We start from the raw sequence: 26,476 nt of genomic DNA, 5'->3' as shown, positions 1-26,476 counted from the left end.
AGAACGCTTGCATGGCGTTTTCTCCTTGACGAACCGAAGTCGATTACTTGTCGGATCCGGCTTTTTTGCCGGCGAGGATGGAGGCCTTGATCAGCTTGATGCCCTGCGCGGCGTGGTAGCCGTGGATCTCCTTGACGTCCAGCTTGCGCATGTAGGTGATGGTGTCTGCCGTGATCACCTGGCCGGGAACCATGATCGGGAAACCGGGCGGGTAGGGGATCACGAAGTTGGCCGAAACCATCTCCGGGCCATCCTTCAGCCGCTTGTCGATCTCGGGGCTGGCGAGCTTGACGAACTCGCAGTTCGACTCGTCGTAGGCCATGAAGAACGCGGGGCGCATGTGGCCCTCGTTGCTCTTGCCCTTCGGGTTGTCGCGGAAGGAGTCATGGAAGCGACTGAAGTTCGGCAGGTCCGGCACGTCCTTCATCAGCGACTTCACCCGGGCTGCGAACACCTCCTTGCCCGACGCGCTGGCCTGTTCCTGGCGGCTCTCGATCTCGCGCGCCAGGTCCGCCAGCGCCTTGATCAGCAGCGCCGCGTCGCTGCGCGTGTTGTTGATGTTGGTCTGGACAAGGATGGAGTTGCGGGAGGTCTTGTTGATCTGGATGTCGAAACGTTCGGCCAGCAGTCCCTTGAGCTGGCTGCCGTCGAAACCGCCATCGCCGCAGACCAGGGTCAGGCGGGTCGGGTCGAGCGCGAACTCGTCGGTCTTCCAAGCCTCGATCAGGTCGGTCCAGGTGCCGTGCGGCGGGCCGTAGTCCTTGATGCCGGAGGCGCGGTACTCGGCCGGGATCATTTCCTCCGGCGTCGCCACCCGGAAGTACTTCGAGATCAACGGGTGGGTGTTGATCGACTTCCGAAGCCGTAGCGCCAGGTCGGTCATGTGCATGGTCATGCCATAACCTTCCAGCTCCATCTGCCGGCGCGCGAGGTCGAGCGAGGCGATCAGCTGCAGGTTGGGCGAGGTCGAGGTGTGGGCGAAGAACGCCTCCTCGAACGGGCCCTCGACGTGGTGGAAGTCCTCGTCCCAGATCAACATCATCGAGCCCTGGCGGAAGGACGACATGGACTTGTGGGTGGAATGCGTCTGGTAGACGCGGATCCGCACCTTGTCCGGGTCCGGCAGCAGCGGGATGTCGAGCGACTTGGCGTCCTTGGGGTCGATCTTCGGGTACTTCTTCTTCCATGCCTCGTACTCGGCGCGGTATTCCTTGCTGCGGTAACGCTCGGTCAGCGTCGCCGCCGCGCCCATCGCCGTGCGCATGCGGTGCAGCGGGTTGAACCGGGCGAAACCGAACCAGGCCTCGTCCCACAGGAAGGTCAGGTCCGGCTTGATCGCCAGGCACTCCTCCATCACCTTGCGCGGGTTGTACATGTGCCCGTCGAAGGTGCAGTTGGTCATGTCGATGACCTTGACCCGGTCGAGCTTGCCCTCGGCCTGGCAGTCGAACAGCGCCTGCTTGATCGTGCGCAGCGGCACCGCGCCGTACATCGAGAACGGTGTCAGCGGGAAGGCCTCGACGTAATAGGGTTGCGCGCCGCTGAGCACGAAGCCGTAGTGGTGCGACTTGTGGCAGTTGCGGTCGACCACGACGATGTCGCCCGGCTTGCAGATCGCCTGCACGACGATCTTGTTGGAGGTCGAGGTGCCGTTGGTGCCCAGGTAGGCGCGTTTGGCACCGAAGGCGCGGGCGACGGCTTCCTGGGTCTTCTTGATGTTGCCCGTGGGCTCGAGCAGGCTGTCCAGGCCGCCGGTGGTGGCCGAGGATTCAGCGAACAGGATGTTGGTGCCGTAGAACTGGCCCATGTCGCGGATCCAGTTCGACGCGAACACCGACTTGCCGCGTGCGATCGGCAGCGCGTGGAATGTGCCGATCGGCCGCTGCGCGTACTTCTTCAGGTTGTCGAAATAAGGCGTTTCGAAGCGGTCCCTGATGCCGTCGAGGATCGACAGGTGGATTTCCATCGGCTCTTCGACATGGTGGAACAGCCGGCGGATCGAGCGGGCCTCGTCGCTCGCGGCCAGGGTTTCGGCGGCGCGGTCGGTGAGCAGGTAGAGGTCGAGTTCGGGGCGGACCCGCTTGATGGCCTGGGCCAGGGTGGTCGCCAGGGCGCCGGGCTCGACGCTTTCCGGGTCGACCTTGACGTGGCGGTGGATGTATTCGTGCATGCCCGGGATGTCCAGGCGCGAATCGAAATCGAAGCCGTCGAACAGCACGACCGCCTCGAGGCTGTCGTTCAACATCACCGCCAGCGCGGCGTCCTCGAAGCTGGCCACCTGCACGACGGCGTAGACGAACGGGTCTTCGTCGCGGCGCATGCGCGCGATTTCCTCGCGGTTGCGTGCCCAGTCCGCGGACGGAGTGGGGGTGACGATCAACACCTCGAAATATGGCTTGGCAAGGGCGTGTCCGGTCATGTCCGGCGGCAGTGCGTCCAGCGCATGGCCGTCGCCCTCGTCATCCGAATTCCAGACCTTCTCCGATCGGCGGAAGTCCCCGGAGAGCAGGGCGCCGGACACCTTCTGGACCAGGCGTGCAAAACCGGCCGCGTCCTGCCCGCTGATCAGGTCGGACAGGGTTTCCAGCAGTCGCGGGCCGGGATAGGCCCAGAAATGTTCAAGGCCGCGAACCGCGGCCCATTGTTTCGCGCAATCCGCCTTCCTGGCGGCGGCGGACTTGTCGCCGGCGCCTGCCCAGGCGCGCGCCAGTGCGTTGAGCTGACGCCACTGGTCGGCACGATCGGAAGCGGCGCCGAAGGCCATCGTCAGCGTGGGGGTTGTTCGCTCGCGGGGACTTCATGGTTCCACTCCTCTGATTTGTGCGGGGTTTCCCAGTGTCCCGGGTTCCCGCAAGGGTCGGTCGGTGTCATGCGGTAAGCGAGGGTCCGTCGCGATGAGACATCGCATCGTTGATCGCGCGGATCAGAACGTCGGCGTCGGTGGGTTTGCACAGGTAGGCGTTGGCGCCGCCGGCGAGCGCACGGGCGCGTCCACGGGCGTGTCATGTCCGGTGAGAACGATGACAGGTGGGCGCACATTGCCTTTTGGCAGCGTGTGCAGGGCCTCAAGGACATCGAATCCCGTCATTTCAGGCATATGGAGGTCCAGCACCAGGCAATCCGGTGTCGCTTCGCCGAAAGACTCCAGGAACTCGCCACCGGAACCGTAGACGAGGACATTGAAACCTTCCGAGCGCAGCAACCGCTGCAACGCACGGAGGACATCCGCATCGTCGTCAACGACTGCGACAACAGGGGAGTGTCCCTTCATGGCCGGATGCTAGGTCCGCCCCATTCCCGGGGCTATTGCCCCTTGGCCCAACGTGTGCTTCAGCGTTCGGGGGAAGGATGCCGGCGCGGCCCGCAAGCCGGACCAGTTCCGCCACGGACTTGGTTTCGAGTTTGTGCATGATCCGGGACCGGTGCACCTTCACCGTCTTCTCGACGATGTTCAGGTCGCTGGCGATCTGCTTGCTCAGGCGCCCGGTCAGGACGTAGGGCAGTACTTCGCGTTCCCGCGGCGTGAGTGTCGCGAGCCGGCGTTCTATGCGACGACGTTCGTCCGAGGCTTCGCGCGTGGCCTGGTCCCGGGCGATGGCCAACTTCACCGCGGCCAGCAGCGCCTCCGCGTCCACCGGTTTGGTCAGGAAGTCGACGGCGCCATCCTTCATGGCACAGACACTGGTATGGATGCTGCCGCGTCCGGACAGGAACAGCACCGGCAGGTTGGCGCCTCGCTCCACCAGGGTGTGCTGCAGTTCCAGCCCGTCCAGCCCGGGCATCTCCAGGTCCAGCACGAGGCAGCCGGGCGTGTCGGGGTCGAAGCACTCCAGGAACTCGCCGCCGGAAGCGAACGCGACGGTGTCGAGACCACTGGCGGACAGGATCCGCCCCAGCGCCTTGCGTACGCTCGGATCGTCATCGACGATGAATACGACTGGCTTCATGTCCGGCTCCCCGGCCGACTGATCTCGAAGCTTACCCGCGCGCCGCCGCCGACGGCATTCTCCGCCCAGATCCTGCCCCCGTGCGCGTCGAGGATACTGCGGCAGACGGCCAGGCCCAAGCCCATGCCCTGGGGCTTGGTGGTCTCGAAAGGTTCGAAGATCCGCTGGAGCATGTGCGGCGGGATGCCGGGGCCGTCGTCCTCGACGCTGACCCGGATCGCGCCTTCCGGGGTCTCGAGGGTCCGTACCCGGACGTCGCGGGGAGGGTCGCGGCCCTCCATGGCGTCACAGGCATTGAAGATCAGGTTGACCATCACCTGCTGCAGCTGGATCGGGTCGGCGGAGATGCTAGGGATGTCCGGCATCAGCTCCGCGCCGATCTCGACCCCGCGGTGGATCATGTCGCTGCGGATCAGCCGCAACACGTCGGTGACCAGGGTGTTGATCTCCACCGGCGTGTGGTCGATGTGGCCCTTCTTCAGCAGCGTGCGCATCCGGCGGATCACTTCGCCGGCCCGGCGGTCATCATCGACGATGTCGGCCAGGATATCCTGCAGGTCCTTGGTGTCGGTGGGGTCGTTGGTGAGGATGCGCTGCGCCGCCTGGGCATTGCTCAGGATCGCCGCCAGCGGCTGGTTCAGTTCGTGCGCCAGCGAGCCGGACAGCTCACCGATCATGGTGACGCGGGACAGGTGCGCGAGTTCGTCAAGCTGCTGGGTCGCCTCGGCTTCCGCCTTCTTGCGGGCGCTGATGTCGGTGACGGTGGCCAGGGTATAGACGCCGTCGGCGAATTCGACCTGTTTCAGGCCGACCTCGATCGGCACCTCGCTGCCGTCGCCGCGCAGCCCGAACAGTTCGCGGCCGCTCCCCATCAGCGTCGTGGTGCGCGACGCGAACGCGGAGCGGAGCGCCGCATGGTCGTGGCGGTGGCGTTCCGGGACCAGGGTTTCCAGCAGGCTCCCCTCCAGCGACGCGCGGCTGCGATTGAAGATGGCCGCCACCAGGTCGTTGGCCAGGGTGATGCGGCCTTCTCGGTTGACCAGCATGATGGCGAGCGGTGCCGACTCGAACAGGCTCCGGAAGCCTTCCGCCGCGGTGTGGCCCTCGTTTGCTTTCCTCGCGATGACGCGGATCCTGCGGGGCCGGTTCTGGCCGTCGAATTCGACTTCGCCGCTTGCCGATACCCGGCGCGCGCCGCCAGCCGGCGTGATCTCACGGAACTCGGCCTCGAACTGGCCGTCCGCGAACGCGCGGGACAGGGCCTGTTCGACGGCGGCGCGGTCATCTTCGTGCACGCGTTCGAGCAGGGTCGCGAGCGGGAGGCCGCCCACCGCGACACCGCCCTTCGCGCCCGGCACCGCCGCACCGGTGGCGACGTCCAGCATCCACAGCTCCAGATCGCCGCTGCGCGTGGCCAGCGCGAGGTCGTGCTCCGACCGGGCCGTCTGTTGCCGGGCCTCGCGCAGCTCGTCGGCAAGAAGGGTTGAACGTGAAAGGTCACTGCCGAGCTGGTAGCTGGTCGCGACGACGACCGCCAGGAAGCTCGGCGACCCCAGGAAGGGCACCTTGATCTGTTCGAGCATCATCAACACCGCCGCACCGACCATCACCAGGGTGAAGAACAGCCAGCTTCCGCCGATGACCAGCACCGCCCGGGCCGGTTCGGCGCCGCCCCGGCGCCAGGCCGGGATCATCTTCATCACGATGTAGGCGATCAGCACCAGGGTTGCTGAGCTGGGCCACCGCCACCCAGGGGTTCACCGTGCCTGCGCCGTAGGAAACCTGCTCGCCGCCCCACCACTGGACCTGGCGCACGACTTCGAGGGTGCGGAAGTTGAGGTTTTCGCCGGTCGTGAAGTTCAGGACCAGGCCCAGCACGCGCAGGCCGGCCGCGGCCAGTCCGAGACCGAGGTAGCCGCCGCCCAGCCGCTCATGCAGGAACCAGACGATCGAGAGCACCAGCACCGTCACCGGGACATGCATCCAGCGCAGCAGCGTGCCCAACTGGTCCGGGTCGGTGGCCCGCAGGGCATGGAGTTCCAACAGGGTCAACGCCGCCACGGACAGGGCGGCGAAGGCGAAGGCCAAGTGCGCCCGCGAACCCTGCCGCATCCACACGAAGGCGTGGATGAGGCCCAAGGTGAGCTCGCCGAGGCCATCATTGGCCCGGTGACGTCTACCCAACTCGTCATTCGGACATTCTGGGCCGGGCGCTTCGGACCGGCCTTCCCCTTCAAGAGCCTAACGCACTCTCCGTGAAAGACAGGACATGGTCCGGATGCCCGGCGGCCGATGGGCGTCGGCTATGCTAGCGGGCCTGCTGCCGGACCGGCCGCGGGCCGGGCGGGCCGGCACGCGGCGCCCCGCTTTTACCCGCAAAAGTCACTTCAATCAATCATTTGGGCGCTTCCATGCTGTTGATGATCGACAACTACGACAGCTTCACCTACAACCTCGTGCAGTACTTCGGGGAGCTGGGGCAGGAAGTTGGGGTGGTGCGCAACGACGCCATGACGGTCGAACAGATCGCCGCGCTGAAGCCCGACCGCATCGTGATTTCCCCGGGGCCCTGCACGCCGAACGAGGCGGGCGTGTCGCTGCAGGTGCTGGAGAGGCTTGCCGGCACGGTGCCGATCCTGGGCGTCTGCCTGGGCCACCAGTCGATAGGGCAGGCCTTCGGTGGCGAGGTGGTGCGGGCGCGCACGATCATGCACGGCAAGACCTCGCCGATCCGCCACGGCGGCAAAGGTGTGTTCGCCGGCGTGCCCGACGGCTTCGAGGCCACCCGCTACCACTCGCTGGTGGTGCGCAGGGACACGCTGCCCGACTGCCTGGAGGTGACCGCCTGGACCGAGAACCCGGACGGGTCCCTGGACGAGATCATGGGGCTGCGCCACAAGACCCTGGCGGTCGAAGGCGTGCAGTTCCATCCCGAATCGATCCTGACGCAGCACGGGCACGACCTGCTGCGCAATTTCCTCCAGACAGGTCGGGGTTGAAACCCCTCCCACAGGCTGAGCCGATGCCCATTACTCCGCAGGATGCGCTGCAGCGCATCATCGAGAACCGCGAGATCTTCCACGACGAGATGGTGGAGCTGATGCGCCAGGTGATGCGCGGCGAAGTCTCGCCGGTGCTCACCGCCGCCATCCTCTCAGGCCTGCGGGTCAAGAAGGAGACCGTGGGCGAGATCGCCGGCGCGGCGCGGGTGATGCGCGAGTTCGCGGCCAAGGTGGTCGTGCCCGACGCCCACAACTTCGTCGACATCGTCGGCACCGGCGGCGATGGCGCGCACACCTTCAACATTTCCACCGCCAGCATGTTCGTGGTGGCGGCGGCCGGCGCCAAGGTCGCCAAACATGGCAATCGCAGCGTCTCGTCCAAGTCCGGCAGCGCCGACGTGCTCGAGGCCCTGGGCGCGGTGATCGAGCTGCAGCCCGAACAGGTGTCGGCCTGCATCGCCGAGACCGGCATGGGCTTCATGTTCGCGCCCATCCACCACCCGGCGATGAAGAACGTCGCACCGGTGCGCAAGGAACTGGGCGTGCGCACCATCTTCAACATCCTGGGCCCGCTGACCAACCCGGCCGGCGCGCCCAACATCCTGATGGGCGTGTTCCATCCCGACCTGGTCGGCATCCAGGTGCGCGTACTGCGCAAGCTGGGCGCCAAGCGCGCGCTGGTGGTCTGGGGCCGCGACGGCATGGACGAGATCTCGCTGGGCGGCGCCACCATGGTCGGCGAGCTGCGCGGCGACGACGTGGTCGAGTACGAGATCCACCCCGAGGATTTCGGCATCTCGATGGCCGCCAGCCGCAACCTGCGGGTCGAGAACTCCGCCGAATCGATGGTGCTGCTGAAGGAAGCGCTGGACGGCAAGGACGGCCTGCCGCGCGAGATCGTCGCGCTCAATGCCGGCGCCGCGCTGTACGCCGCCGGCCGCGCGGTGTCGATTGCCGATGGCATCGAGCAGGCGCGCAAGGTGATCACCAACGGCCAGGCCCGCGCCAAACTTGATCAGTTCGTCGCCACCACCCGCCGGCTCGCCGGCAAGTAGGACACCATGGGCAACGGTTTCGCCAGCACGCCAAAGCCGCCGTATTACGCGGTGATCTTCACCAACCAGCGCAGCGACGGCGACCACGGCTACGGTGCCACCGCCGACCGCATGGTCGAGCTGGCGGCGCAGCAGCCCGGCTATCTCGGCGTCGAGAGCGTGCGCGATGCCAGCGGGCTGGGCATCACAGTGAGCTATTGGGAAAGCGAAGCCGCGATCCAGGCCTGGCGCCGCAATGCAGAACACACGCTGGCGCGCGAGCGTGGGCGCACCGATTGGTACGAACACTTCGAACTGCGCGTCGCCAAAGTCGAGCGCGCCTACGGCGGCCCGTAGCCCTTGCTCCTCCCCTGCTTGCAGGGGGAGGTTGGGAGGGGTGGAACTTCGGAGCAAGCACTCACCCCACCCCGGCCCTCCCCCTGCAGGCAGGGGAGGGGGAAGGGCAGAACTGGCTAGAATGCCGGCGCAACGAAAGGATCCAGATGAGCGACATCCTTCAGACCATACTGCGCCGAAAGGCCGAAGAAATCAGCGAACGTTCGGCGCGGGTATCGCTGCGCGAACTGTCCGCGCGCTGCGAGGGCCTGGCGCCGACGCGCGGCTTCGCCGCGGCGCTGCAGGCGAAGATCGCTGCCGGCCTGCCGGCGGTGATCGCCGAGGTGAAGAAGGCCAGCCCGAGCAAGGGCGTGATCCGGCCCGACTTCCATCCCGCGCAGATCGCCGCCAACTATGCACGCGGCGGTGCCGCCTGCCTGTCGGTGCTCACGGACGTCGATTTTTTCCAGGGCGCCGATGACTACCTGGTGCAGGCGCGCGACGCCTGCGCGCTGCCGGTGCTGCGCAAGGACTTCACCATCGACGCTTACCAGGTTTACGAAGCGCGAGCGCTGGGCGCCGACTGCATCCTGCTGATCGTGGCGGCGCTGGGGGATGCGGCGTTGGCGGAGCTTTCCCACCTGGCCATGGACCTTGGGATGGATGTGCTCGTGGAGGTCCATGACATCGACGAACTTGAGCGCGCGCTGCAGGTTGGCGTGCCTCTCATTGGCATCAACAACCGCAGCCTGCGCAGCTTCGAGGTGTCGCTGCAGAACACGCTGGACCTGCGCGCCGCCGTGCCGCGCGACCGGATACTGGTGACCGAAAGCGGCATCGCCACGCCGGCGGACGTGGCCCTGATGCGCGCGAACGACGTGCATGCCTTCCTGGTCGGCGAAACCTTCATGCGCGCGCCGGACCCCGGCGCCGAACTGGCGCGCCTGTTCTCGTGAGCGCAAGACCCGCCGCCGCCGTGCTGTTCGACTTCGACGGCACGCTCGTGCGCGGCGACTGCGCCGCCGCCTGGCTGCGTGGCCTGCTGCGCAGCCATCCGCTGCGCCGGCTGTTGGCGGGCCTGAGTTTCCCGCTGCTGGCGCCGGGTTTCGCCTGGTGGCGCAGCGCCTGGCTGCCGGCCAGTTTCTATACCTGGCTGGCCACGGTCGGCCGCACCGACGAAGCCCTGGCCGAAGCGCGCGAGGATTTCCTGCGCGACTGCGCCGCCCGCCGCGACAGCCTGCTGATCGCGCCCGCGGTGGCGCGGCTGCATGCGCACCTGGCGGCCGGCGATCCGGTGGTGATCGTCACCGGCGCCGAGGCCCGGCTGGCGCGCGACCTCTGGCGCGCCCTCGGGCAGCCGGACGTGCCGGTGGTGGGTTCGACCGTGAAACCCGCGTTTGGCGGCTGGATCGGCGTCGAACACACGATCGGGCCACGCAAGCTGGCGGCATTGGCGCGCCAGGACATCCACCCGCCCTTTGCTGCCGTGTACAGCGACAGCGCGCGCGACCTGCCGCTGTTGTGCGAAACGGCGCGCCCGGTGCTGGTGCGCCCCGACGCCCGCAGCCTCGAACGGGTCGAGCGCCGCCTGCGCGGTGCCTACGAAACGCTCCTGTAGCAGGGGATCAGGCGTCGCCGAGACGCTTCAGGAAACGCAGCGCGCTCTCGCCGAAGCCGCAGGCGCGGTAGAACTCGTGGGCTTCATGACGGTGCGTGGCTGAAGTCAATTCGATGCGCGCGGCGCCGGCCTGGCGGGCGCGCAGTTCGGCCTCGCGCAGCAGCAGGCGGCCGACGCCGCGGCGCTGCTCACTGTCGGACACCACCAGTGCGGTGATCCGGCAGGTGCGGGCGCCCAGCGGCAGGTAGAACATCAGGTCCAGCGCCAGCAGGCCGACCAGGCAGCCGTGGCGGTCGGCGACCAGGATCTGCTGGTCGGGTTCTTCTTCGAGGGCGCGCAGGCGGGCGGCGGCTTCGGCGCGATCGCAGGGGTAACCCAGGACACCCAGCAAGGTGGCGACACCGGCCGCGTCCTGCGCGGACGCGGGGCGGACCAGCAGCGATTCGCCACCGGTGCTCGAGGCCATGGTTCAGCGGGTGCCGTACACCACGATGGTCTTGCCGCGGGCGTGCAGCACACCCTGTTCCTGCAGTTGCTTGAGCACGCGGCCGGCCATTTCACGCGAACAGCCGACGATGCGGGCCAGCTCCTGGCGCGAAACCCGGATCTGGGTGCCCTGCGGGTGCGACAGCGCGTCCGGTTCCTGGCACAGGTCGTTGAGCGTGCGGATGATGCGGCCGCTGACGTCCAGGAAGGCCAGGCGGCTGGCCTTGCGGCTGGTGTCGAGCAGGCGCTTGGAAAGCTGCAGGCCGATGGCATACAGGATGCGCGGGCATTCGGACTGCAGTGGACCGGCGAACAACTGGTGCAGGCGGTCGTAGTTGATCTCGGCCAGCTCGCAGGCGCTGCGGGTGCGGACCACGACCGCCCGCTGGTCGGCGGCGAAGAACAGGCCCATCTCGCCGATGAACTCGCCGGCATTGATGTAACCCAGCACCAGTTCGCGGCCGTCCGGTTCCTCGCTGACCACGCTGAGCGAGCCGCTGACCACGTAATAGAGCGAGGTGGCCGGGGCGCCCGGACGGAAGACATCGGTGCGGGACGGGTAGCGGCGCCGGTGGCAATGGTCGAGGAAGCGGCCCAGCGTCGCCGCGTCGGGCGCGAGCGGACTGTTGACGACCTTGTGCGGCTGGATCGACATCGGTGGACTCCTGTTCAGCGCCATGGCAACGCCCCGGCCCCGGGAAAGGCGTTCAGCTTAGGCTGTGAACGCGGCCCGGGCAATGCTGCGGCCGCCCTGGCGGGCGGAGGTTTCCCCGGGGTCGGTTTGGCCGATAATGCGCCCCCTCGCTCCAACCCCCTCCGCACGCAGGAAAGCCCACGTGGTCAAGCCGCTTCCTCGCCTCAGGCTCCAGGGTTTCAACAACCTGACCAAGGCCCTGAGCTTCAACATCTACGACGTCTGCTACGCGGTGTCGGAGGAACAGCGCCAGCGCTACATCGAGTACATCGATGAGGCCTACAACGCCGAGCGCCTGACCCAGATCCTGACCGACGTGGCGGAGATCATCGGCGCCAACATCCTGAACGTGGCCCGCCAGGACTACGACCCGCAGGGTGCGTCGGTGACCATCCTGATCTCGGAAGAGCCGGTGATCGACAAGAAGGCGGCCGGCAAGGAGCTGATCTCCGACGCCGTGGTCGCGCACCTGGACAAGTCGCACATCACCGTGCACACCTATCCGGAAACGCACCCGCACAACGGCATCGCCACCTTCCGCGCCGACATCGACGTGGCGACCTGCGGCGTCATCTCGCCGCTGAAGGCCCTGAACTACCTGATCGAGAGCTTCGAGTCCGACATCGTGGTGATGGACTACCGCGTGCGCGGCTTCACCCGCGACGTGAAGGGCAAGAAGCACTACATCGACCACAAGATCAACTCGATCCAGGACTTCCTGTCCAAGCCGATCAAGAGCAAGTACGAGATGATCGACGTCAACGTGTACCAGGAGAACCTGTTCCACACGAAGATGCACCTCAAGGAATTCGACCTCGACACCTACCTGTTCGAGGAGAAGGCCAAGAACCTCGGCTTCAAGGACCGCATGCGCATCGAGAACCAGCTCAAGCGCGAGATCGTGGAGCTGTTCAACGGCCACAACCTGGCCGACTGACGAGAGCCCGCGGGACGACCCGCGGCCGGGACCGTTCCCGGCATGGCAGGACCGACGACGGTCCGGAGCGCAGGCTCCGGGCCGTCCTTGTTTTCAGGGCTGTGAAAAGAGAAGGAGAAGGGACATGGCATGGATCTACCTGGCGGTCGCCGGCGTGCTCGAGATCGTCTGGGCCATCGGCCTCAAGTACACCGAAGGGTTCACCCGGCCGTTGGCCAGCACCGTCACGGTGGTGGCGATGGCGGCAAGCATGTGGTGCCTGGCGCTGGCGTTGAAGGAAATCCCGATCGGCACCGGTTACGCAGTCTGGGTCGGCATCGGCGCGGTCGGCACGGCGATCCCAGGGCATCGTGCTGTTCGGCGAATCGGCGGCCTGGCCGCGCCTGGCCTGCGTGGCCCTGATCCTGGCCGGCATCATCGGCCTCAAACTCACCTCGCCTTAAGTCCGGTCCCGCACTAGAGGCGGTAGGCGACGAGCTTCATCAGTTTCGAGCTCAGTGCCATCAGCCGCGGAATGGGCTGGGGCAGCACGCGGGCGCCGGCCAGTTCGGCGTTGTCGGCATGGCGGGCCTCGTCGGCCTTCATGGTGCGGATGATCGCGCGGCTGCGTTGATCGCCGGCGGGCAGGTTTCCCAGGTGCTCGTCCAGGTGGGCCTCGACCTGGCGTTCGGTCTCGACCACGAAACCCAGGTTCCAGCCGTCGCCGCGCAGGCCGGCGGCCAGGCCGATGGCGTAACTGCCGGCGTAGAACAGCGGGTTGAACAGGCTGGGGCGGCTGCCGAGTTCCTGCAGGCGTTCGGCGCACCAGGCCAGGTGGTCGGTTTCCTCCTGGGCGGCGTGTTCGAGCTGGGCGCGGGTGGTGGCGTCGCGGGCCACGGCGGCCTGGCCGACGTACAGCGCCTGCGCACAGACCTCGCCGGTGTGGTTGATGCGCATCAGGCCGGCGGCATGGCGCCGGTCGCTGTCGTCGAGGGCGGGGTCGCGCAGCTCGCCGGCCGGGTTGTCGCGCTCTGCGCGGGCCGGGCCCAGGCTGGTGCCGAGGGCGTGCTGGGCTTCGATCAGCAAGCGGTCGAGTGGGCTGTAGTGGCGGGGCGTGCTCATGCCAGGTGTTCGGCCAGGAAGTCGATCGGGTGCCGGACCGGGATTGTAGTGCCGTCGGCCAGGTGCAGGCGGCAGCCGATGTTGGCCGACAGCAGTTCGGTCGCGCCGCTGGCGGCCAGCGCGTCCAGCAGCGGCTGGCGCAGGGCCGCGGCGCGTGCCGGTTCGGCCAGCTGGTGCAGGCCCGCGGCGCCGCAGCAGCCGGTGTCGGGCAGTTCCACCAGGTCCAGGCCGGGAATGCGCGCCAGCAGGCGGCGCAGCGCGACCTCGCTGCGGACCACGCTGCGCTGGGTGCAGGGCAGGTGCAGGGCGACCCGACGGTTGGCGGCCCTGAAATGCAGTTGCCCGGCTACCCGGTCCAACGTCGCCAGCGCATCCTCGACCGCCGGGCCACCGGCCAGGCTGCGCGCCAGCGTGTCCTGGCAACCGCTGGCGAGGCAGAGCACGCGGGCCTGCCCGGCGAAGGCGGCACGATTGACGGTGGCCAGCCGGGTCGCGGTGGAGGCATCGCCGGCATGTGCCGCCGCGGCACCGCAGCAGGTCTGGCCGGTGGGCTGAACGACCCGCAGTCCCGCGGCCGCCAGCAGCCGGGCCAGGGCGGCGCGGCTGCCTGATTCATAGGTGTCGGCGATGCAGCCTGAAAACAGCGCGACTGATTCCACGGCGTTGGAGGGGGCGGGCAGCGTGACCCGGGCCGGGGGCGGGGCAGGGGCGGACGCCAGGCCGCAGGCAGCAGGCGGCCGAAGGTGCGATACAGGGCCAGCAGGGCTCCCAGCCAGTGGGGCCGGGCCAGCAGGGAGCCGGCCCAGCGTTGTTTCCAGGGGCCGGGCTGACGCTGGGCCTGGGCGGCGCGTGCGCCGACCAGCAGTTCGCCATACGACACACCTGCCGGGCAGACCGGCTCGCAGCGCCGGCAGCCCAGGCAATGGTCCAGATGCCGATCGCCGACCGGCCCCGGCGCCAGCCGGCCCTCGGCCACCGCCTTGATATAGGCGATGCGGCCCCGGGGCGATTCGGCCTCGGTGCGGTCCAGGCGGTAGGTGGGACAATGCGGCAGGCACAGCCCGCACTGGACGCAGCGGTCGGCGAGGGCCGCCAGGCCGTGGGCGGCGGGCGCATCTGGCGCGGCGCTGGGGGCCTGGACCGGTGCTGCGGGCATGCCCGGATGCTAACACGGCGTTAATCCGGGCTTGCACGGGCCGGAAAGGGCCGTTATCATTCCGCTTCTTTCAACCCCGAATTCTTATTGGAGCCGTCATGAAGTCCATGACCGTCAGCGCCAAGCCGGAGACCGTCAAGCAGGACTGGTATGTGGTCGATGCCAGCGGCAAGACGCTTGGTCGCCTGTGCTCGGAACTCGCGCGCCGTCTGCGCGGCAAGCACAAGCCTGTCTACACCCCGCACGTCGATACCGGCGATTACATCGTCGTGATCAATGCCGAGAAGATCCACGTCACCGGCAACAAGCTGCAGGACAAGAAGTACCACCGCTTCACCGGCTACGTCGGCAACCTGAAGACCGAGTCGCTCGGCCAGGCGCTGGACGCCCATCCGGAGCGCGTGATCGAAACCGGCGTCAAGGGCATGCTGCCCAAGAATCCGCTCGGCCGCGCCATGTTCCGCAAGCTCAAGGTCTACAAGGGCTCGGAGCATCCGCATTCCGCCCAGCAGCCGCAGGCTCTGGACTTCAAGGCTTAAGGCATACACATGGCTATCCAGCAGAACTACGGCACCGGCCGTCGCAAGTCCTCCACCGCCCGCGTGTTCCTGCGCGCCGGCAAGGGCGCCATCGTCGTCAACGGCCGTCCGGTCGACGAGTTCTTCGGTCGCGAGACCTCGCGCATGATCGTGCGCCAGCCGCTTGAAGTGACCCAGATGGGCGACAAGTTCGACATCACCGTCACGGTCGAGGGCGGTGGCATCACCGGCCAGGCCGGCGCCATCCGCCTGGGCATCGCCCGCGCGCTGGTCGAGTACAACGAGACGCTGAAGCCGGACCTGCGCAAGGCTGGCCTCATGACCCGCGACGCCCGCGAGGTCGAGCGCAAGAAGGTCGGCCTGCACAAGGCCCGCCGCGCCACCCAGTTCTCGAAGCGCTAATCGCTTCAAGGTCTGGCGGCGACCCCGTATTGGGGGATCGTCTAATGGTAGGACTGCAGACTCTGACTCTGCCTATCTAGGTTCGAATCCTAGTCCCCCAGCCAAATTGAACAGGGCTCCCGAAAGGGGGCCCTTTTCATTTGGGCCGAAGCAGGGGCGGATCGGCCGCTACCCCAATCCTGTCACCGGCGATAGACTCGGGGCATCACGCTCCCGGAGCCGCCTTCATGCCCGTCCCCGCCACCGAACTGGCCCGCCTGTTCCAGCTCGACACCCTGCGCCCGGAAACGCGTGAACAACTGGCCCGCGAGGCCATGGTGTCGGACTACCAGCGGGGCGAGAACGTGTTCGAGGCCGGCGACCTGGACGACGACACCGTGTACCTGCTCGACGGCGAGCTGCGCTGCAGCTATCCCGACGGCCGCAGCGTGGCCCACATCGCCAGTGCGCCGCACGGGCGTTATTCGCTGAACGACGCCGTCCCGCGACGCTTCACCGCCAAGGTGGTGTCCGGCAAGGCGCGCGTCATGCGGCTCGACCGCCGCTACCTGGAAAAGCTGATCACCTGGGACCAGCTCAGCCGCGACGAGAACTACCGCCACTTCGGCGGTTCGCCCGGCGGCAACAACTGGGTGTTCCGCCTGCTGCGCAGCCAGGCCTTCGCACGGCTGCCGACCGGCAACATCGAGAAGATGTTCCAGTTGTTCGAACCGGTGACGGTCAAGCCCAGCGAGATCGTGATGCGCGAGGGCGATCCGCCGGATTATTTCTACGTGGTGCGCGAAGGCACCGCCTCGGTTTCCAAATACCTCGACGGTGCGCCGCAGGTCGTGGCCTACCTGCGCGAGGGCGATACCTTCGGCGAGGACGCGCTGCTTTCCAACCTGCCGCGCAACGCCACGGTGCGCATGATGCAGGGCGGCCAGCTGATGCGGCTGTCGCGCGACGCTTTCGAGGCGGTGCTGAAGCCGCCGATGTTGTCCTGGGTGCTGCCGGCCGAAGCCGCGCGCCTGGCGCAGGCCGGTGCCGTGTTGCTGGACGTACGCATGCCGGAGGAGCACGCGCAGCGTGCGATCGGCGGTTCGATCAACGTGCCGCTGTACCGGTTGCGCGAGGATGTCGCCAGCGTGCTGCCCGGTGGCAGCCGGGTGATCGTGTACTGCAACACGGGCGAGCGTTCGGCCGCCGCGGCGTTCGTGCTCAAGCGCCTGGGGTATGAGGTGAGCGCGCTGCACGGTGGTCTCGGCGCCATGCTGCGCCTGCTGGCGGCGAACGCCCCGGCCTGAGCTTCCCGAGTAGATCAATAGCTCGCTGGCAGATGGTTTTGTGTGCCGGGATCGTTCGTGGCGATAGGCCGCCGTACGTGAGGTCGCTTTCCGGGGACGCCGTGAACCCATCCATGGGGGCTCTTCGAAAACGTCCATGTTTTCGAAGCCCCGGAAAGCGACCTCACGCACGACGACCTGCGGACCGTCCGGGCCGGGCCATCGAGTTCGTGAGAGCTCGCAACCTGCGACATCCCGGGCTCTTCGTGACCGGAGGGCACGAGCGGGGTTTCAACGGCCCGCGAAGATGTGTCGTGGCGTCGGCCTGCACACATAGGGGTCGCCGAAGCGAAGGCAGGATGCCGTAGCGGCCGCCATCCGCTGGGCAGGACGCCGCTGCGAATGGCGGGCGGGGACCCCTATGTGTGCGGGACGGCGCACGCCGGATCAATCGAACACGAGCAAGACAGTTCTTCTTGCGCCCCGAAGGGAGCGCAAGCCCAGCATCAGGTCAGGGGCGCGGCGCCCGCACGAGACCGTTGATGATGACGTCATCGGCCGCACGTGCCGCGAACAGGCCGTTCGCCACCACGCCGACGATCTGGTTCAGCCGTGCCTCCAGCGCCACCGGGTCCTGGATGCGCCAGTTGTGCACGTCCAGGATCCAGTTGCCGTTGTCGGTGACCACCCTTCCCGCCACACCGGCTGCCCGTCCATGTCGGCGATCGCCCGCGCCACGTGGCTGCGCGCCATCGGGATCACCTCCACCGGCAACGGGAACTTGCCCAGCAGTTCCACCTGCTTGGCCTCGTCGATGATGCAGACGAAACGCTCGCTGGCCGCCGCGATGATCTTCTCGCGCGTCAGCGCCGCGCCACCGCCCTTGATCAACCGGTTGTACGGGTCGCACTCGTCGGCGCCGTCCACGTAGAGCTTCAGCGGCCCGACCGCATTGAGGTCGAACACCGGGATGCCGTGCGACTGCAGCTGGCGCGTGCTCTGTTCCGAACTGGACACCGCACCTTCGATGCGCGACTTCATCCGCGCCAGCCCGTCGATGAAGAACGCCACCGTGGATCCGGTGCCGACGCCGACCACGGTGCCGTTTTCGACGAATTCCAGGCCTTCTCGGCGGCGAGTTTCTTCTGTGCGTCGCGGGACATCGGGGCTCCGGAATCTATTCGAGGGAAAGGATGTGCTGGTACTGCGCCGCGCTCACCGGCAGCACCGACAGCCGGTTGCCACGGTTGAGCAGCGCGAATTCGCCGAGCGCTTCGGCTTCGGCCTTGAGCTGCTCGAGCGTGACCACGCGCTTGAGCTTGCGCTTGAAGCCGACGTCCACCAGCCACCAGCGCGGCTCTTCGCGTTTGCTGGCGGGGTCGTAATAGTCGGACTTGGGCATGAACTGGGTCGGGTCCGGATAGACCTCCGACACCACCTCGGCGATGCCGACCACGCCGGGCGCCTCGCAGCTGGAGTGGTAGAACAGGATGGCGTCGCCGACCTGCATGCTCTTCATGAAGTTGCGCGCCTGGTAGTTGCGCACGCCGCTCCAGGGTTCCCGGCCGACCTTCTTCAGGGCGTCGATCGAGAATTCGTCGGGTTCGGATTTCATCAGCCAGTGCTTCATGGCCGGCATTATCCCCTGATCGGCAGGTAGGCGGCTTCGGTGGCGACGGCGTCCAGGGCCACGTCCCAGCTTTCGGCGGCCAGGTCCGGCAGTTCCTGGCAGGCGAAGCCGATGCCGACCAGGCGGGGCGGGGCGGGGCGGTCGCGGCGGAAGGCGAAGGCCCGGTCGTAATAGCCGCCGCCCATGCCCAGCCGGCCGCCGCGACGGTCGAACCCCAGCAGGGGCAGCAGCACCAGGGGACAGGTCCTGCGGGGCCAGGGTGGTTTGTGTCGCGGGTTCGGGGATGCCGTAGCGGTTGGGCTCGAGCGGGTCGCCGGCGCGCCAGGGCGCGAAACGAAGGCCGCCGTCGGCCTGGACGACCGGCAGACACCAGACCTGGCCGGGCGCCAGCCGCAGCTGTACCGCGTGCAGGGGCAGTTCGCCGTTCACGGCCCAGTAGCCGCCGACGTAGCCGGGCTGGCGCAGGTCTTCGCGTTCGCCCAGGTGGCGGGCGACGGCGTCGGCGGCGGCCAGGCGTTCGCCGGGCCTGAGCGCTGCGCGGCGGGCGCGCAGGTCGGCGCGGAGTTGGGCGCGCGTGGGTTGCAGAAGTAGTTCCTCCACCATGCCGATGCGTACGAAACGACCTTGATCCCAGGGATCAAGTGGGTACCCGAACCACCGCTTCAGGCTTTCCGCAACGGGGCGGACATGCACACCGCGGAAGGTGCGGATTCCCGGGTCGTGTTTATGGGACAAGGCGTAATGTTAGGCACGCTGTCAAACACGGCAGAGGACGGCGCGATTATAAGCCGCCCGCCGAAAAAAATAGTGAAATCAGCGCGGGGAATCGAACAGGCCGTCGAGCTTGCGGTTCAGCTCGCCCAGCGTCCGGTTCAGGGCCACGTCCCGCTGCTCGGCGGCCTGCTTGAGCTGCAGCAGTTCGTGCGCCAGGTTCAGTGCGGTGAGCACCGCCACGCGGTCGAGCGCGGCCATGCGGTTGCTGCCGCGCACCTCGCGCATGCGCGCGTCCAGCAGGTGCGCCGCCGCCATCAGGCTTTCGCGCTCGTCCGGTTCGACGCCGACGGTGAACTCGCGGTCGAGGATCTTGACGTTGACCGGCTCGCTCACGCGTTGTGCTCCAGCGACTTGAGCCGCGTGATCATGGCTTCGACCCGGGACCGGGCCTGTTCATTCTTGTTGAGCAGGGCGGCCCGTTCGGCCACCAGCTGTTCCTGGCCCTGGCGCAGGCTGCGGTTCTCCTCGAGCAGGCGACGGTGCTGCTCGGCCAGGCGCTCGAAGCGCTCGGCCAGGGCCTGGAGCTGGGACACGGGGTCGTTCTGGCTCATCGCGGCCACCTTAGGCGCGGCGGGGGATGCGGTCAATACGGCGCCGGGATGGCCGCCACGGTGCTCGGCTGCCAGCTGCGGATGAAGGCCAGGCAGCGGTGCGCGTCCAGCGGCGGCGACAGCCAGAAGCCCTGGATCTCGTCGCAGCCCTGTTCGCGCAGGTAGCTCAGCTGCTGCTCGCTTTCCACGCCCTCGGCGATCACGTTCAGGCCCAGGAGTGGCCCATGGTGATGACGGTGGCGGTGATCGCCTCGTCGTCCGGGTCGCGGGTAAGATCGCCGATGAATTCCTTGTCGATCTTCAGCGTGTCGATCGGCAGCCGCTTCAGGTACACCAGCGAGGAATAGCCGGTGCCGAAGTCGTCGATCGCCAGGGTGACGCCCAACTTGCGCAGCTCGTTGAGCACGTGGGTGGTCTGCTCGGCGTTCTGCATCACCATGGACTCGGTGACTTCCAGCTCGATGCGGTTCGCGGGCACGCCCAGTTCGTGGATCATGTTGCGCAGCTGTTCGGGCAGGTTGCCGCGCAGCAGCTGCAGCACCGACACGTTCACGCCGATCGAGATCTCGTTCAGGCCGTGGCTGCGCCAGCGCTTGAGGGTCTGCAGCGCCTCGCTGAGCACCCAGTCGCCGATCTGCAGGATCAGGCCCGATTCTTCGGCCAGCGGGATGAACACGGTCGGCGGGATCTCGCCCAGCTCGGCGCTGTGCCAGCGCAGCAGCGACTCGACGCCGGTGATGCGGCCGTCGGCCAGGGCCATGCGCGGCTGGTACACGAGGCGGAACTCGCCGCGGTCCAGCGCCTTGCGCAGCGAAGCCAGCACGGTGGCGCGCCGGCGCGACTCCGCGTCCATGGTCTCGTTGTAGATCTGATAGGTGTTCCGGCCCTCGGCCTTGGCCTGGTACATCGCGGTGTCGGCGAACTTCAGCAGGTCGGTCGGCACCAGGGCGTGGTCGGGGTAAAGGCTGATGCCCAGCGACGGCGTGATCGAGACGTCATGGCGCTCGTCCACTTCCAGCGGCATCGAGAACGCGGTGAGGATCTCGCGCGCCATGCGCTCGACCGCCGGGATCGACTCCACGTCCTCCAGCACCACGGTGAACTCGTCGCCGCCCAGGCGCGCGACGGTGTCGGAGGCGCCGACCGTGGCCTGCAGGCGCGTCGCCGCTGCCTTGAGCAGGCGGTCGCCGGCGGCGTGGCCGAGGGAGTCGTTGATGTCCTTGAACCGGTCGAGGTCGAGGAACAGCACCGCCACCCGGGTTTCCTGCCGGCGCGCCCGCACGATCGCCCGGCCCAGGCGTTCGCTCAGCAGCGCGCGGTTCGGCAGGCCGGTCAGCGTGTCGTAGTTGGCCAGGTAGCGCAGTTCCTGCTCGGCGCGCTTCTTGTCGGTGATGTCGTTGACCACGGCGACGAAGTGGCTGCGCAGGCCCATGGCGTCGCGCACCTCGCTCATCTCGATCCAGCCCAGGAACTCCTCGCCGTCCTTGCGCCGCTGCCACATCTCGCCTGCCCAGTGCCCGGTGCGTTCCAGCACGTCGCGCACCCGGCGGTAGAACTCGGCGCTGTGCTGGCTGGAATCGAGCAGGCGGCTGTTCTGGCCGATCACTTCCTCTTCGCTGTAACCGGTGATGCGCGAGAAGGCCGGATTGACCGAGATGAAGCGGAAATCCAGGTCGATCACCGCCACCGCTTCACTCATCGAACGCAGCACTTCCAGCGCCACGCGGCGTTCGCGTTCGGCGCGGCGGATGATGGTGATGTCGCGGGCGGTGCCGGCCATGCGCAGCGGGCTGCCGCTGGAGTCGCGTTCGACCACCTTGCCGCGCGAACGCACCCAGACCCATTCGCCGCGCGCGTTGCGGATGCGGTGTTCGGACTCGAATACGTCACTGTGGCCGACGATGTGTTCCTGCAGCAGTTTCTGCACCCGCGGCAGGTCCTCCGGGTGGATGGAGTGCGTGCGCCAGTCGTCGGTGCTCATCTCCTCGCGACTGCCCTGGCCCAGCAGCTGGTTGGCGCCCAGGCGGTACAGGCTGTTGTCGCGGATGTTCCAGTCCCAGAACTCGTCGCCCGAGCCCCAGAGCGCCAGGTTCAGGCGCTCCTCGCGTTCGCGGATCTCGCCGAGCAGGGATTTTTCCTGGCGCCGGCGCTGGCTCCAGACCCGCCACAGCAGCCAGCTGAGGAACAGCGCGATCGCCAGCAGCACCCCCTGCAGCACCCAGCTCCAGTCCGGTGAAACGGTGGCCGGGGCGGCCGCTGCGAAAGGCGATCCAAGAACGGACGCAGCGCAGGCAACCCTCCTGGCTGCCCGACTCTTGACCCTGTTTCGCCGCTGCGCCATTAGGCCCGGAGGTCCCCTGATTCGATCCGTGCTATCCGGGGCAGTGTAGGGTGGCGCTAACACCGCCACAAGCGGCCTGTCCGGCCTTGCTAGAATGCCGGCACCTTCACGGCACCGATCCCATGTCCGAACCCCTGCTGCCCGACCACGCCGAGATTGCCGCCGAGCTGCGCAGCCTGGAAGCCGGCCTCGAGCCGTCCGAACTGCACGGTTCGCTGTGCGGTTACCTGTCGGGCGGCGGCAAGCACGACCGGCGGACCTGGTTCGCCCAGGTGATGTCCGACCCGCTGCTGTCGGCGCCGGAAACCGATGGACCGCTGGATCGCCTGTACCTCGCCAGCACCCGCCAGCTGGAATCACCCGACTTCGAGTTCGAGCTGCTGCTGCCGCCCGAAGACCGGCCGGTCAGCGAGCGCGGCGATGGCCTGCTGGCCTGGGGCCGGGGCTTCCTTGGCGGCTTCGGCCTGGCCGCCGGCGCCAAGCCGCCCCTGTCCGAAGAGTCGGAGGAAGCGCTGGCGGATCTCGCCCGCATCGCCGCCAGCGACCTGAGCTACGAGGATCCGGAAGCCGACGAGGACGCGCTGGAAGAGGTCTCCGAATTCGTCCGCGTGGCGGTGATGCTGCTGCACAGCGACTGCGTGCTGGGACCCCGGCACCGCCGCAAGCTCAACTGAGCGCCGCCATGATCAAGCCGGCCGAGTTCGCCCGCCGCCGCAAACAGCTGATGCGCATGGCGGACCAGGACGCGATCCTGATCCTGCCCAGCGCGCCGCTGCGCATCCGCAGCCACGACACCCACTATCCCTACCGCCAGGACAGCGACTTCTGGTACCTCAGCGGTTTTCCCGAGCCCGAAGCCGTGCTGGTGCTGGTGCCGGGCCGCAAACACGGCGAGGCCCTGCTGTTCTGCCGCGAACGCGATCCCGAGCGCGAGGCCTGGGACGGTCCGCGCGCCGGACCGGAGGGGGCGGTCGAGGCGTTTGGTTTCGACGACGCCTACCCGATCGCCGACCTGGACGAGATCCTGCCGGGTCTGCTGGAAGGCCGTTCGCGCGTGTACTACCACTTCGGCCGCGACACCGAGTTCGATCTCAAACTGATCGGCTGGGTCAACCGCGTGCGCTCGCAGGTGCGGCACGGCGCCCAGCCGCCGCATGAATTCCTCGAGCTCGGCCACCTGCTGCACGAGCTGCGCCTGTTCAAGAGCCCGGCCGAACTCAAGCTGATGCGCCGCGCCGCCGCCATCGCCTGCGAGGCGCAGGTGGCGGCGATGCGCGCCACCCGTGCCGGTGGCCGTGAATACGAGGTCGAAGCGGCATTGCAGTACGTGTACCGCAGGAACGATGCCGTGGCCGCGTACGAACCCATCGTCGGCGCCGGTGCCAACGCCTGCGTGCTGCACTATCGCGCCAACAACGGGCCGATCGCCGACGGCGACCTGCTGCTGTGCGACGCCGGCGCCGAATACGCCGGTTATGCCTCCGACATCACCCGCACCTGGCCGGTGAACGGAAGGTATTCGAAGGAGCAGCGCGCGCTGTACGAACTCGTGCTGCGCGCACAGGACGCGGCACTCGCGAAGGCGCGCCCGGGCCAGCCCTGGATCGCCGGCCACGACGCCGCGGTGGAAACCCTGACGGACGGCCTATTGTCCCTGGGCCTGCTCAAGGGCACGCTCAAGTCGGCGCTGGCGTCGGCTGCCTACAAGAAGTTCTACATGCACAAGACCGGACACTGGCTGGGCCTGGACGTGCACGACGTCGGCGAATACAAGCTCGCCGGCGACTACCGCGACCTCGAGCCCGGCATGGTCTTCACCATCGAGCCCGGCCTGTACATCGCACCCGGCACCAAGGGCGTGGCCGCCAGGTGGCAGGGCATCGGCATCCGCATCGAGGACGACGTGCTGGTGACCGGCGAAGGCCATGAAGTGCTGACCGAAGCCGTGCCCAAGGACCCCGACGCCGTCGAGGCCGTGCTCGCCACCCGCTGAAGGAGCGTCACATGTACGTGTTGCCGAAAGGCTCGACCGGATTCGCGCCTTTGTTCGGCGCACTGCTGCTTGTTTCGCCGCCGGCCTGGGCCGAGGAAGCCCCGGCCGCCGATCCGCCGCCGATCACCATCGTCAAGGACGGTGGCGTGGCCGATACCTACCGGAGGGAAGGCGCCGCATTCGCCGCCTACGGGCCGGACGAGAAGCAGCCTGCAGCCCCGTCGGAAGCGGTCGAGGACCGAGCCTTGCGCGCGCTCTCCAAGGCCGGCGACATCGAACTGGTGGCCTTGAAGTCCGAGCCTGGCGTGCCGGCCAACCTGTCCTGCGGCAGCGCCTGCGTGGGCGGTTATCCGGTGTCCGGGCGCGTGCCGGTGCGGGCGGTGCAAGAACTGGCGTTCGTGCGCGGGACGGTGGCGGACTGGCTGGCCGGGAAGGCGGAGCCGGCCGGTGCCTGCCTGCCGGTCTTCGGCCATGCCGTGAAGTATTCGCACGACAGCTACCGGTATGAAGTGCTGCTGGCCTACAACTGCGGGCAGTACCGGATATTGCGTGGCGGCGTGCCCGTCGCCGAGGGAAGCGCGACGGACCCGCCCGGGAAAGGCGGCATCGACGCACTGCTCCGGGCGGGTTGAGTCCGGCGGGGCCGCGCGGCGTCCGCGGGCGCCGCGCGACATTCACATGTCGTGTTTGCTGACGTCCAGCCCGCGCGCCTGGTACTGCTTCCAACGTTCGCGCAGCGGCCCGCGCGCCGATTGATCGGCGGGCACCACCTCCAGCACGCGGTCGAAGCCGTCGGGCACGGCCGCGTCGCGCAGGTTCAGCACCAGCGGGCGCAGCGCGGCGTCGTGATCCGGCGCCGCGATCAGCACCGGCACTTCGTCTTCATCCTCGTCGGCGCCGACGATCTGGTGCGGCACGTAGGCATCGGGATCGAACGACCACAGCAGGTCGTCAAGCATTTCCGCCTGCGCCGACGACGCGCACAGCACCAGCATCGGCAGGCCGGCGTCGCTGGCCTTGCGGGCCAGCTCGCAGGCGAGCAGCAACGGCTGCTCGCGGAAACGCGGCTTGCCGATCAGGTAGAAGACGGCGCTGGGCATCAGGCCTGGTCGATCAGCCACTGGGTCAGCAGGCCGACCGGGCGGCCGCTGGCCAGGCCCTTGCGGCCGTCGCCGTTGGACACGCCGGCGATGTCCAGGTGCGCCCAGCGCTGGCCTTCGGTGAAACGCGCCAGGAAGCAGCCTGCGGTGATCGCACCGGCGTTCTTGCCGCCGATGTTGTAGACGTCGGCGAAGGCGGATTCGAGCTGGGTCTGGTACTCGTCCCACAGCGGCAGGCGCCAGGCACGGTCGAACACGGTCTCGCCGGCGTCCAGCAGTTCGTCGGCCAGGTCGTCGTGCTTGCTCATCAGGCCGGCGGCGAACTTGCCCAGGCGACGACGCAGGCGCCGGTGAGCGTGGCCACGTCCACGGTGGCCTGCGGTTCGAAGCGCTGCACGTAGGTCAGCGCGTCGCACAGGATCAGGCGGCCCTCGGCGTCGGTGTTGCCCACTTCGATGGTCTTGCCCGACATCGAGGTCAGGATGTCGCTGGGGCGGTAGGCGTCGGCGTCGGGCATGTTCTCGACCGCCGGCACCACGGTGACCAGGTTGATCGGCAGCTGCATCTTCGCCACGGCGGCGAAGCTGCCGATGACGGTGGCGGCGCCGCACATGTCGAACTTCATCTCCTCGATGCCGCCCTGCACCTTGAGGTTGATGCCGCCGGTGTCGAAGGTGATGCCCTTGCCGACCAGCGCATGCGGCTTGGCATCACCCGCGCCGGTGTACTTGAGCACGATGAGCCGGGGCGCATTGGCCGAACCGCGCGCGACCGCCAGCAGCGAGCCCATGCCCAGTTTTTCCATGTCGGCGCGTTCCAGCACTTCGACCTCGACATTCGCGTGTTCGGCGGCGATGCGGCGCGCGGTGTCGGCCAGGTAGCCCGGGTTGCAGATGTTGGGCGGCAGGTTGCCCAGCTCGCGCGCCAGCTCGACGCCGGCGGCGATGGCGACGCCGCGATCGAACTCGGCGCGGGCTCCGGCGTCACCCGCCAGGGTCAGCACCCGCAGGCCATCGTCGCCGGTCTTGCGGCTGAGGGTGGCGGTGTAGCGGTAGGCGGCGTGGTCGGCGGCGATCGCGGCCTGGCGCAGGTTCCAGCCGGCGTCGCGGCCGGGCACGGTGAGTTCGGTGAGGGTGAGCAGGGCGTGGCCGGCGGGGCCGGTCTTGAGCGCGCGCACCGCGTCGGCGACCGCCTTGAGGTATTGCGGCACACCGAACTTGCCGGCATCGCCCAGGCCGACCACCAGCACGCGCGGCGCGGTCACGCCGGCCAGGTCGGGCAACAGGGTGGTGCGGCCGGTCTTGCCGGACACGTCACCGCGTTCCGCCAGCGCCGCCAGCCGGCCGCCACTGGCGCGGTCCACGGCCTGGGCCGAGGGCGACAGGCTGCCGTCGGCATACAGGCCGACCACGATGCAGTCGGCGTCGGCGGTGGTGGGGTCGGTGCGGTTCAGGCGAAATTCGAGGGCCATGGGTCGTGATTCCGTACAATCGGGGAGTTTCGGGACCGGTGCCGCCCTGGGGGCGGGCGACCGGACTGACCCGGACGATTCTAGCAAGCCCACCCCGCC

General features: G+C 68.0%; 25 protein-coding genes, 1 tRNA gene, 1 other RNA gene and 6 pseudogenes. 14 read left to right on the top strand and 19 right to left on the bottom strand.

Going from position 1 to position 26,476, the window contains the following annotated elements; genetic code table 11:
• Positions 1-43: 43 nt before the first annotated feature.
• The 5 genes from FRZ33_RS00725 to FRZ33_RS15655 all read right to left on the bottom strand — a co-directional run bounded on the left by FRZ33_RS00725 (position 44) and on the right by FRZ33_RS15655 (position 6,086).
• Positions 44-2,764, bottom strand: coding sequence for an aminotransferase class I/II-fold pyridoxal phosphate-dependent enzyme (locus FRZ33_RS00725; RefSeq protein WP_146907015.1), 2,721 nt, complete (start codon positions 2,762-2,764; stop codon positions 44-46).
• Positions 2,765-2,923: 159 nt separating this feature from the next.
• Complete coding sequence (locus FRZ33_RS00720; protein ID WP_146907014.1) at positions 2,924-3,271, bottom strand: response regulator transcription factor; 348 nt, start codon at positions 3,269-3,271, stop codon at positions 2,924-2,926.
• Positions 3,237-3,947 carry a response regulator transcription factor gene (locus FRZ33_RS00715; protein ID WP_146907013.1) on the bottom strand — a complete coding sequence of 237 codons (711 nt, stop codon included), beginning with the start codon at positions 3,945-3,947 and terminating at the stop codon, positions 3,237-3,239. Before FRZ33_RS00715 ends, FRZ33_RS00720 begins: the two co-directional genes overlap by 35 nt.
• Entirely contained in the window at positions 3,944-5,332 is a 1,389-nt protein-coding gene (locus tag FRZ33_RS00710) for a PAS domain-containing sensor histidine kinase (protein ID WP_227978227.1), read from the bottom strand. The genes FRZ33_RS00715 and FRZ33_RS00710 overlap by 4 nt, the downstream gene beginning before the upstream one ends.
• A gap of 112 nt (positions 5,333-5,444) precedes the next feature.
• On the bottom strand, positions 5,445-6,086 hold the full coding sequence (locus tag FRZ33_RS15655; protein ID WP_227977956.1) for a hypothetical protein: 642 nt from the start codon (positions 6,084-6,086) through the stop codon (positions 5,445-5,447).
• A gap of 272 nt (positions 6,087-6,358) precedes the next feature.
• Between FRZ33_RS15655 and FRZ33_RS00705 the strand changes: the two genes are divergently transcribed.
• From FRZ33_RS00705 to FRZ33_RS00685, 5 genes are all read left to right on the top strand, one after another.
• Positions 6,359-6,946 (top strand): anthranilate synthase component II, encoded by a 588-nt coding sequence (locus tag FRZ33_RS00705; RefSeq protein ID WP_146907011.1) that lies wholly within the window; start codon positions 6,359-6,361, stop codon positions 6,944-6,946.
• A gap of 23 nt (positions 6,947-6,969) precedes the next feature.
• Positions 6,970-8,004, top strand: a complete 1,035-nt coding sequence (trpD, locus tag FRZ33_RS00700; protein ID WP_146907010.1) for an anthranilate phosphoribosyltransferase — start codon at positions 6,970-6,972, stop codon at positions 8,002-8,004.
• A gap of 6 nt (positions 8,005-8,010) precedes the next feature.
• The gene (locus tag FRZ33_RS00695) at positions 8,011-8,340 is read left to right on the top strand and encodes an antibiotic biosynthesis monooxygenase family protein (protein WP_146907009.1); all 330 of its coding nucleotides are present in this window, start codon (positions 8,011-8,013) and stop codon (positions 8,338-8,340) included.
• Positions 8,341-8,486: 146 nt separating this feature from the next.
• Positions 8,487-9,275: an indole-3-glycerol phosphate synthase TrpC gene (trpC, locus tag FRZ33_RS00690; protein ID WP_146907008.1), complete on the top strand. Its 789-nt coding sequence runs from the start codon at positions 8,487-8,489 to the stop codon at positions 9,273-9,275.
• Positions 9,272-9,937, top strand: a complete 666-nt coding sequence (locus FRZ33_RS00685) for a haloacid dehalogenase-like hydrolase (protein ID WP_146907007.1) — start codon at positions 9,272-9,274, stop codon at positions 9,935-9,937. The genes trpC and FRZ33_RS00685 overlap by 4 nt, the downstream gene beginning before the upstream one ends.
• A gap of 7 nt (positions 9,938-9,944) precedes the next feature.
• Here the strand turns inward: FRZ33_RS00685 and FRZ33_RS00680 are convergent, their stop codons facing one another.
• On the bottom strand, positions 9,945-10,403 hold the full coding sequence (locus FRZ33_RS00680; protein WP_146907006.1) for a GNAT family N-acetyltransferase: 459 nt from the start codon (positions 10,401-10,403) through the stop codon (positions 9,945-9,947).
• Positions 10,404-10,406: 3 nt separating this feature from the next.
• On the bottom strand, positions 10,407-11,078 hold the full coding sequence (crp, locus tag FRZ33_RS00675; RefSeq protein WP_146907005.1) for a cAMP-activated global transcriptional regulator CRP: 672 nt from the start codon (positions 11,076-11,078) through the stop codon (positions 10,407-10,409).
• A 181-nt stretch (positions 11,079-11,259) separates the two neighbouring features.
• On the opposite strand from crp, the gene speD reads away from it, so the two are divergent.
• A complete protein-coding gene (speD, locus tag FRZ33_RS00670; protein WP_043800313.1) occupies positions 11,260-12,054 on the top strand; it encodes an adenosylmethionine decarboxylase in 795 nt (264 codons plus the stop codon).
• Positions 12,055-12,178: 124 nt separating this feature from the next.
• Positions 12,179-12,497, top strand: a pseudogene (sugE, locus tag FRZ33_RS00665) (quaternary ammonium compound efflux SMR transporter SugE).
• Between the two features lie 13 nt (positions 12,498-12,510).
• On the opposite strand, the gene coq7 reads toward sugE, so the two are convergent.
• From coq7 to FRZ33_RS00650, 3 genes and pseudogenes are all read right to left on the bottom strand, one after another.
• Positions 12,511-13,155, bottom strand: a complete 645-nt coding sequence (gene coq7, locus FRZ33_RS00660; protein WP_146907004.1) for a 2-polyprenyl-3-methyl-6-methoxy-1,4-benzoquinone monooxygenase — start codon at positions 13,153-13,155, stop codon at positions 12,511-12,513.
• Entirely contained in the window at positions 13,152-13,814 is a 663-nt protein-coding gene (locus FRZ33_RS00655; RefSeq protein ID WP_158637027.1) for a (Fe-S)-binding protein, read from the bottom strand. The genes coq7 and FRZ33_RS00655 overlap by 4 nt, the downstream gene beginning before the upstream one ends.
• 221 nt (positions 13,815-14,035) lie before the next feature.
• Positions 14,036-14,311, bottom strand: a pseudogene (locus FRZ33_RS00650) (4Fe-4S dicluster domain-containing protein); the annotation flags it as partial.
• 107 nt (positions 14,312-14,418) lie between these two features.
• Here FRZ33_RS00650 and rplM point away from each other — a divergent pair.
• From rplM to FRZ33_RS00630, 4 genes are all read left to right on the top strand, one after another.
• Positions 14,419-14,850 carry a 50S ribosomal protein L13 gene (rplM, locus tag FRZ33_RS00645; protein WP_146910540.1) on the top strand — a complete coding sequence of 144 codons (432 nt, stop codon included), beginning with the start codon at positions 14,419-14,421 and terminating at the stop codon, positions 14,848-14,850.
• Positions 14,851-14,859: 9 nt separating this feature from the next.
• Complete coding sequence (gene rpsI / locus FRZ33_RS00640; protein ID WP_146907002.1) at positions 14,860-15,252, top strand: 30S ribosomal protein S9; 393 nt, start codon at positions 14,860-14,862, stop codon at positions 15,250-15,252.
• Between the two features lie 30 nt (positions 15,253-15,282).
• Positions 15,283-15,356: transfer RNA gene (locus FRZ33_RS00635), tRNA-Gln, on the top strand.
• Between the two features lie 123 nt (positions 15,357-15,479).
• Positions 15,480-16,538, top strand: a complete 1,059-nt coding sequence (locus tag FRZ33_RS00630) for a cyclic nucleotide-binding domain-containing protein (RefSeq protein ID WP_146907001.1) — start codon at positions 15,480-15,482, stop codon at positions 16,536-16,538.
• Positions 16,539-17,028: 490 nt separating this feature from the next.
• On the opposite strand, the pseudogene rpiA reads toward FRZ33_RS00630, so the two are convergent.
• The 7 genes and pseudogenes from rpiA to FRZ33_RS00590 all read right to left on the bottom strand — a co-directional run bounded on the left by rpiA (position 17,029) and on the right by FRZ33_RS00590 (position 21,453).
• Positions 17,029-17,615: pseudogene (rpiA, locus tag FRZ33_RS00625) on the bottom strand (ribose-5-phosphate isomerase RpiA).
• 79 nt (positions 17,616-17,694) lie between these two features.
• Positions 17,695-18,147: an EVE domain-containing protein gene (locus FRZ33_RS00620; protein WP_425480603.1), complete on the bottom strand. Its 453-nt coding sequence runs from the start codon at positions 18,145-18,147 to the stop codon at positions 17,695-17,697.
• An 8-nt stretch (positions 18,148-18,155) separates the two neighbouring features.
• Positions 18,156-18,750, bottom strand: a pseudogene (locus FRZ33_RS17410) (5-formyltetrahydrofolate cyclo-ligase).
• A non-coding RNA gene (gene ssrS, locus FRZ33_RS00610) (6S RNA) lies at positions 18,737-18,922 on the bottom strand. The pseudogene FRZ33_RS17410 and the gene ssrS overlap by 14 nt, the downstream one beginning before the upstream one ends.
• A 38-nt stretch (positions 18,923-18,960) precedes the next feature.
• Positions 18,961-19,254 (bottom strand): cell division protein ZapA, encoded by a 294-nt coding sequence (locus tag FRZ33_RS00605; protein WP_146906999.1) that lies wholly within the window; start codon positions 19,252-19,254, stop codon positions 18,961-18,963.
• Complete coding sequence (locus tag FRZ33_RS00600; protein WP_146906998.1) at positions 19,251-19,472, bottom strand: TIGR02449 family protein; 222 nt, start codon at positions 19,470-19,472, stop codon at positions 19,251-19,253. The genes FRZ33_RS00605 and FRZ33_RS00600 overlap by 4 nt, the downstream gene beginning before the upstream one ends.
• Positions 19,473-19,504: 32 nt before the next feature.
• Positions 19,505-21,453 (bottom strand): annotated as a pseudogene (locus FRZ33_RS00590) (putative bifunctional diguanylate cyclase/phosphodiesterase).
• Positions 21,454-21,935: 482 nt separating this feature from the next.
• Here FRZ33_RS00590 and FRZ33_RS00585 point away from each other — a divergent pair.
• From FRZ33_RS00585 to FRZ33_RS00575, 3 genes are read left to right on the top strand one after another with little or no spacing between them, the layout of a single operon-like run.
• Entirely contained in the window at positions 21,936-22,487 is a 552-nt protein-coding gene (locus tag FRZ33_RS00585) for a UPF0149 family protein (protein WP_146906995.1), read from the top strand.
• A gap of 8 nt (positions 22,488-22,495) precedes the next feature.
• Complete coding sequence (locus FRZ33_RS00580) at positions 22,496-23,806, top strand: aminopeptidase P N-terminal domain-containing protein (RefSeq protein WP_146906994.1); 1,311 nt, start codon at positions 22,496-22,498, stop codon at positions 23,804-23,806.
• A gap of 11 nt (positions 23,807-23,817) precedes the next feature.
• The gene (locus FRZ33_RS00575; RefSeq protein ID WP_146906993.1) at positions 23,818-24,438 is read left to right on the top strand and encodes a DUF411 domain-containing protein; all 621 of its coding nucleotides are present in this window, start codon (positions 23,818-23,820) and stop codon (positions 24,436-24,438) included.
• A 42-nt stretch (positions 24,439-24,480) separates the two neighbouring features.
• Here the strand turns inward: FRZ33_RS00575 and FRZ33_RS00570 are convergent, their stop codons facing one another.
• Positions 24,481-24,906 (bottom strand): DNA polymerase III subunit chi, encoded by a 426-nt coding sequence (locus tag FRZ33_RS00570; RefSeq protein WP_146906992.1) that lies wholly within the window; start codon positions 24,904-24,906, stop codon positions 24,481-24,483.
• Positions 24,906-26,377, bottom strand: a pseudogene (locus tag FRZ33_RS00565) (leucyl aminopeptidase). The gene FRZ33_RS00570 and the pseudogene FRZ33_RS00565 overlap by 1 nt, the downstream one beginning before the upstream one ends.
• Positions 26,378-26,476 lie beyond the last annotated feature (99 nt).

The organism is Arenimonas daejeonensis (genome assembly GCF_007993735.1).
GTDB classification, from domain to species: Bacteria; Pseudomonadota; Gammaproteobacteria; order Xanthomonadales; family Xanthomonadaceae; genus Arenimonas; species Arenimonas daejeonensis.
Note: the sequence above shows the minus strand (reverse complement) of the source record. Positions and strands in the feature narration are given on the sequence as shown.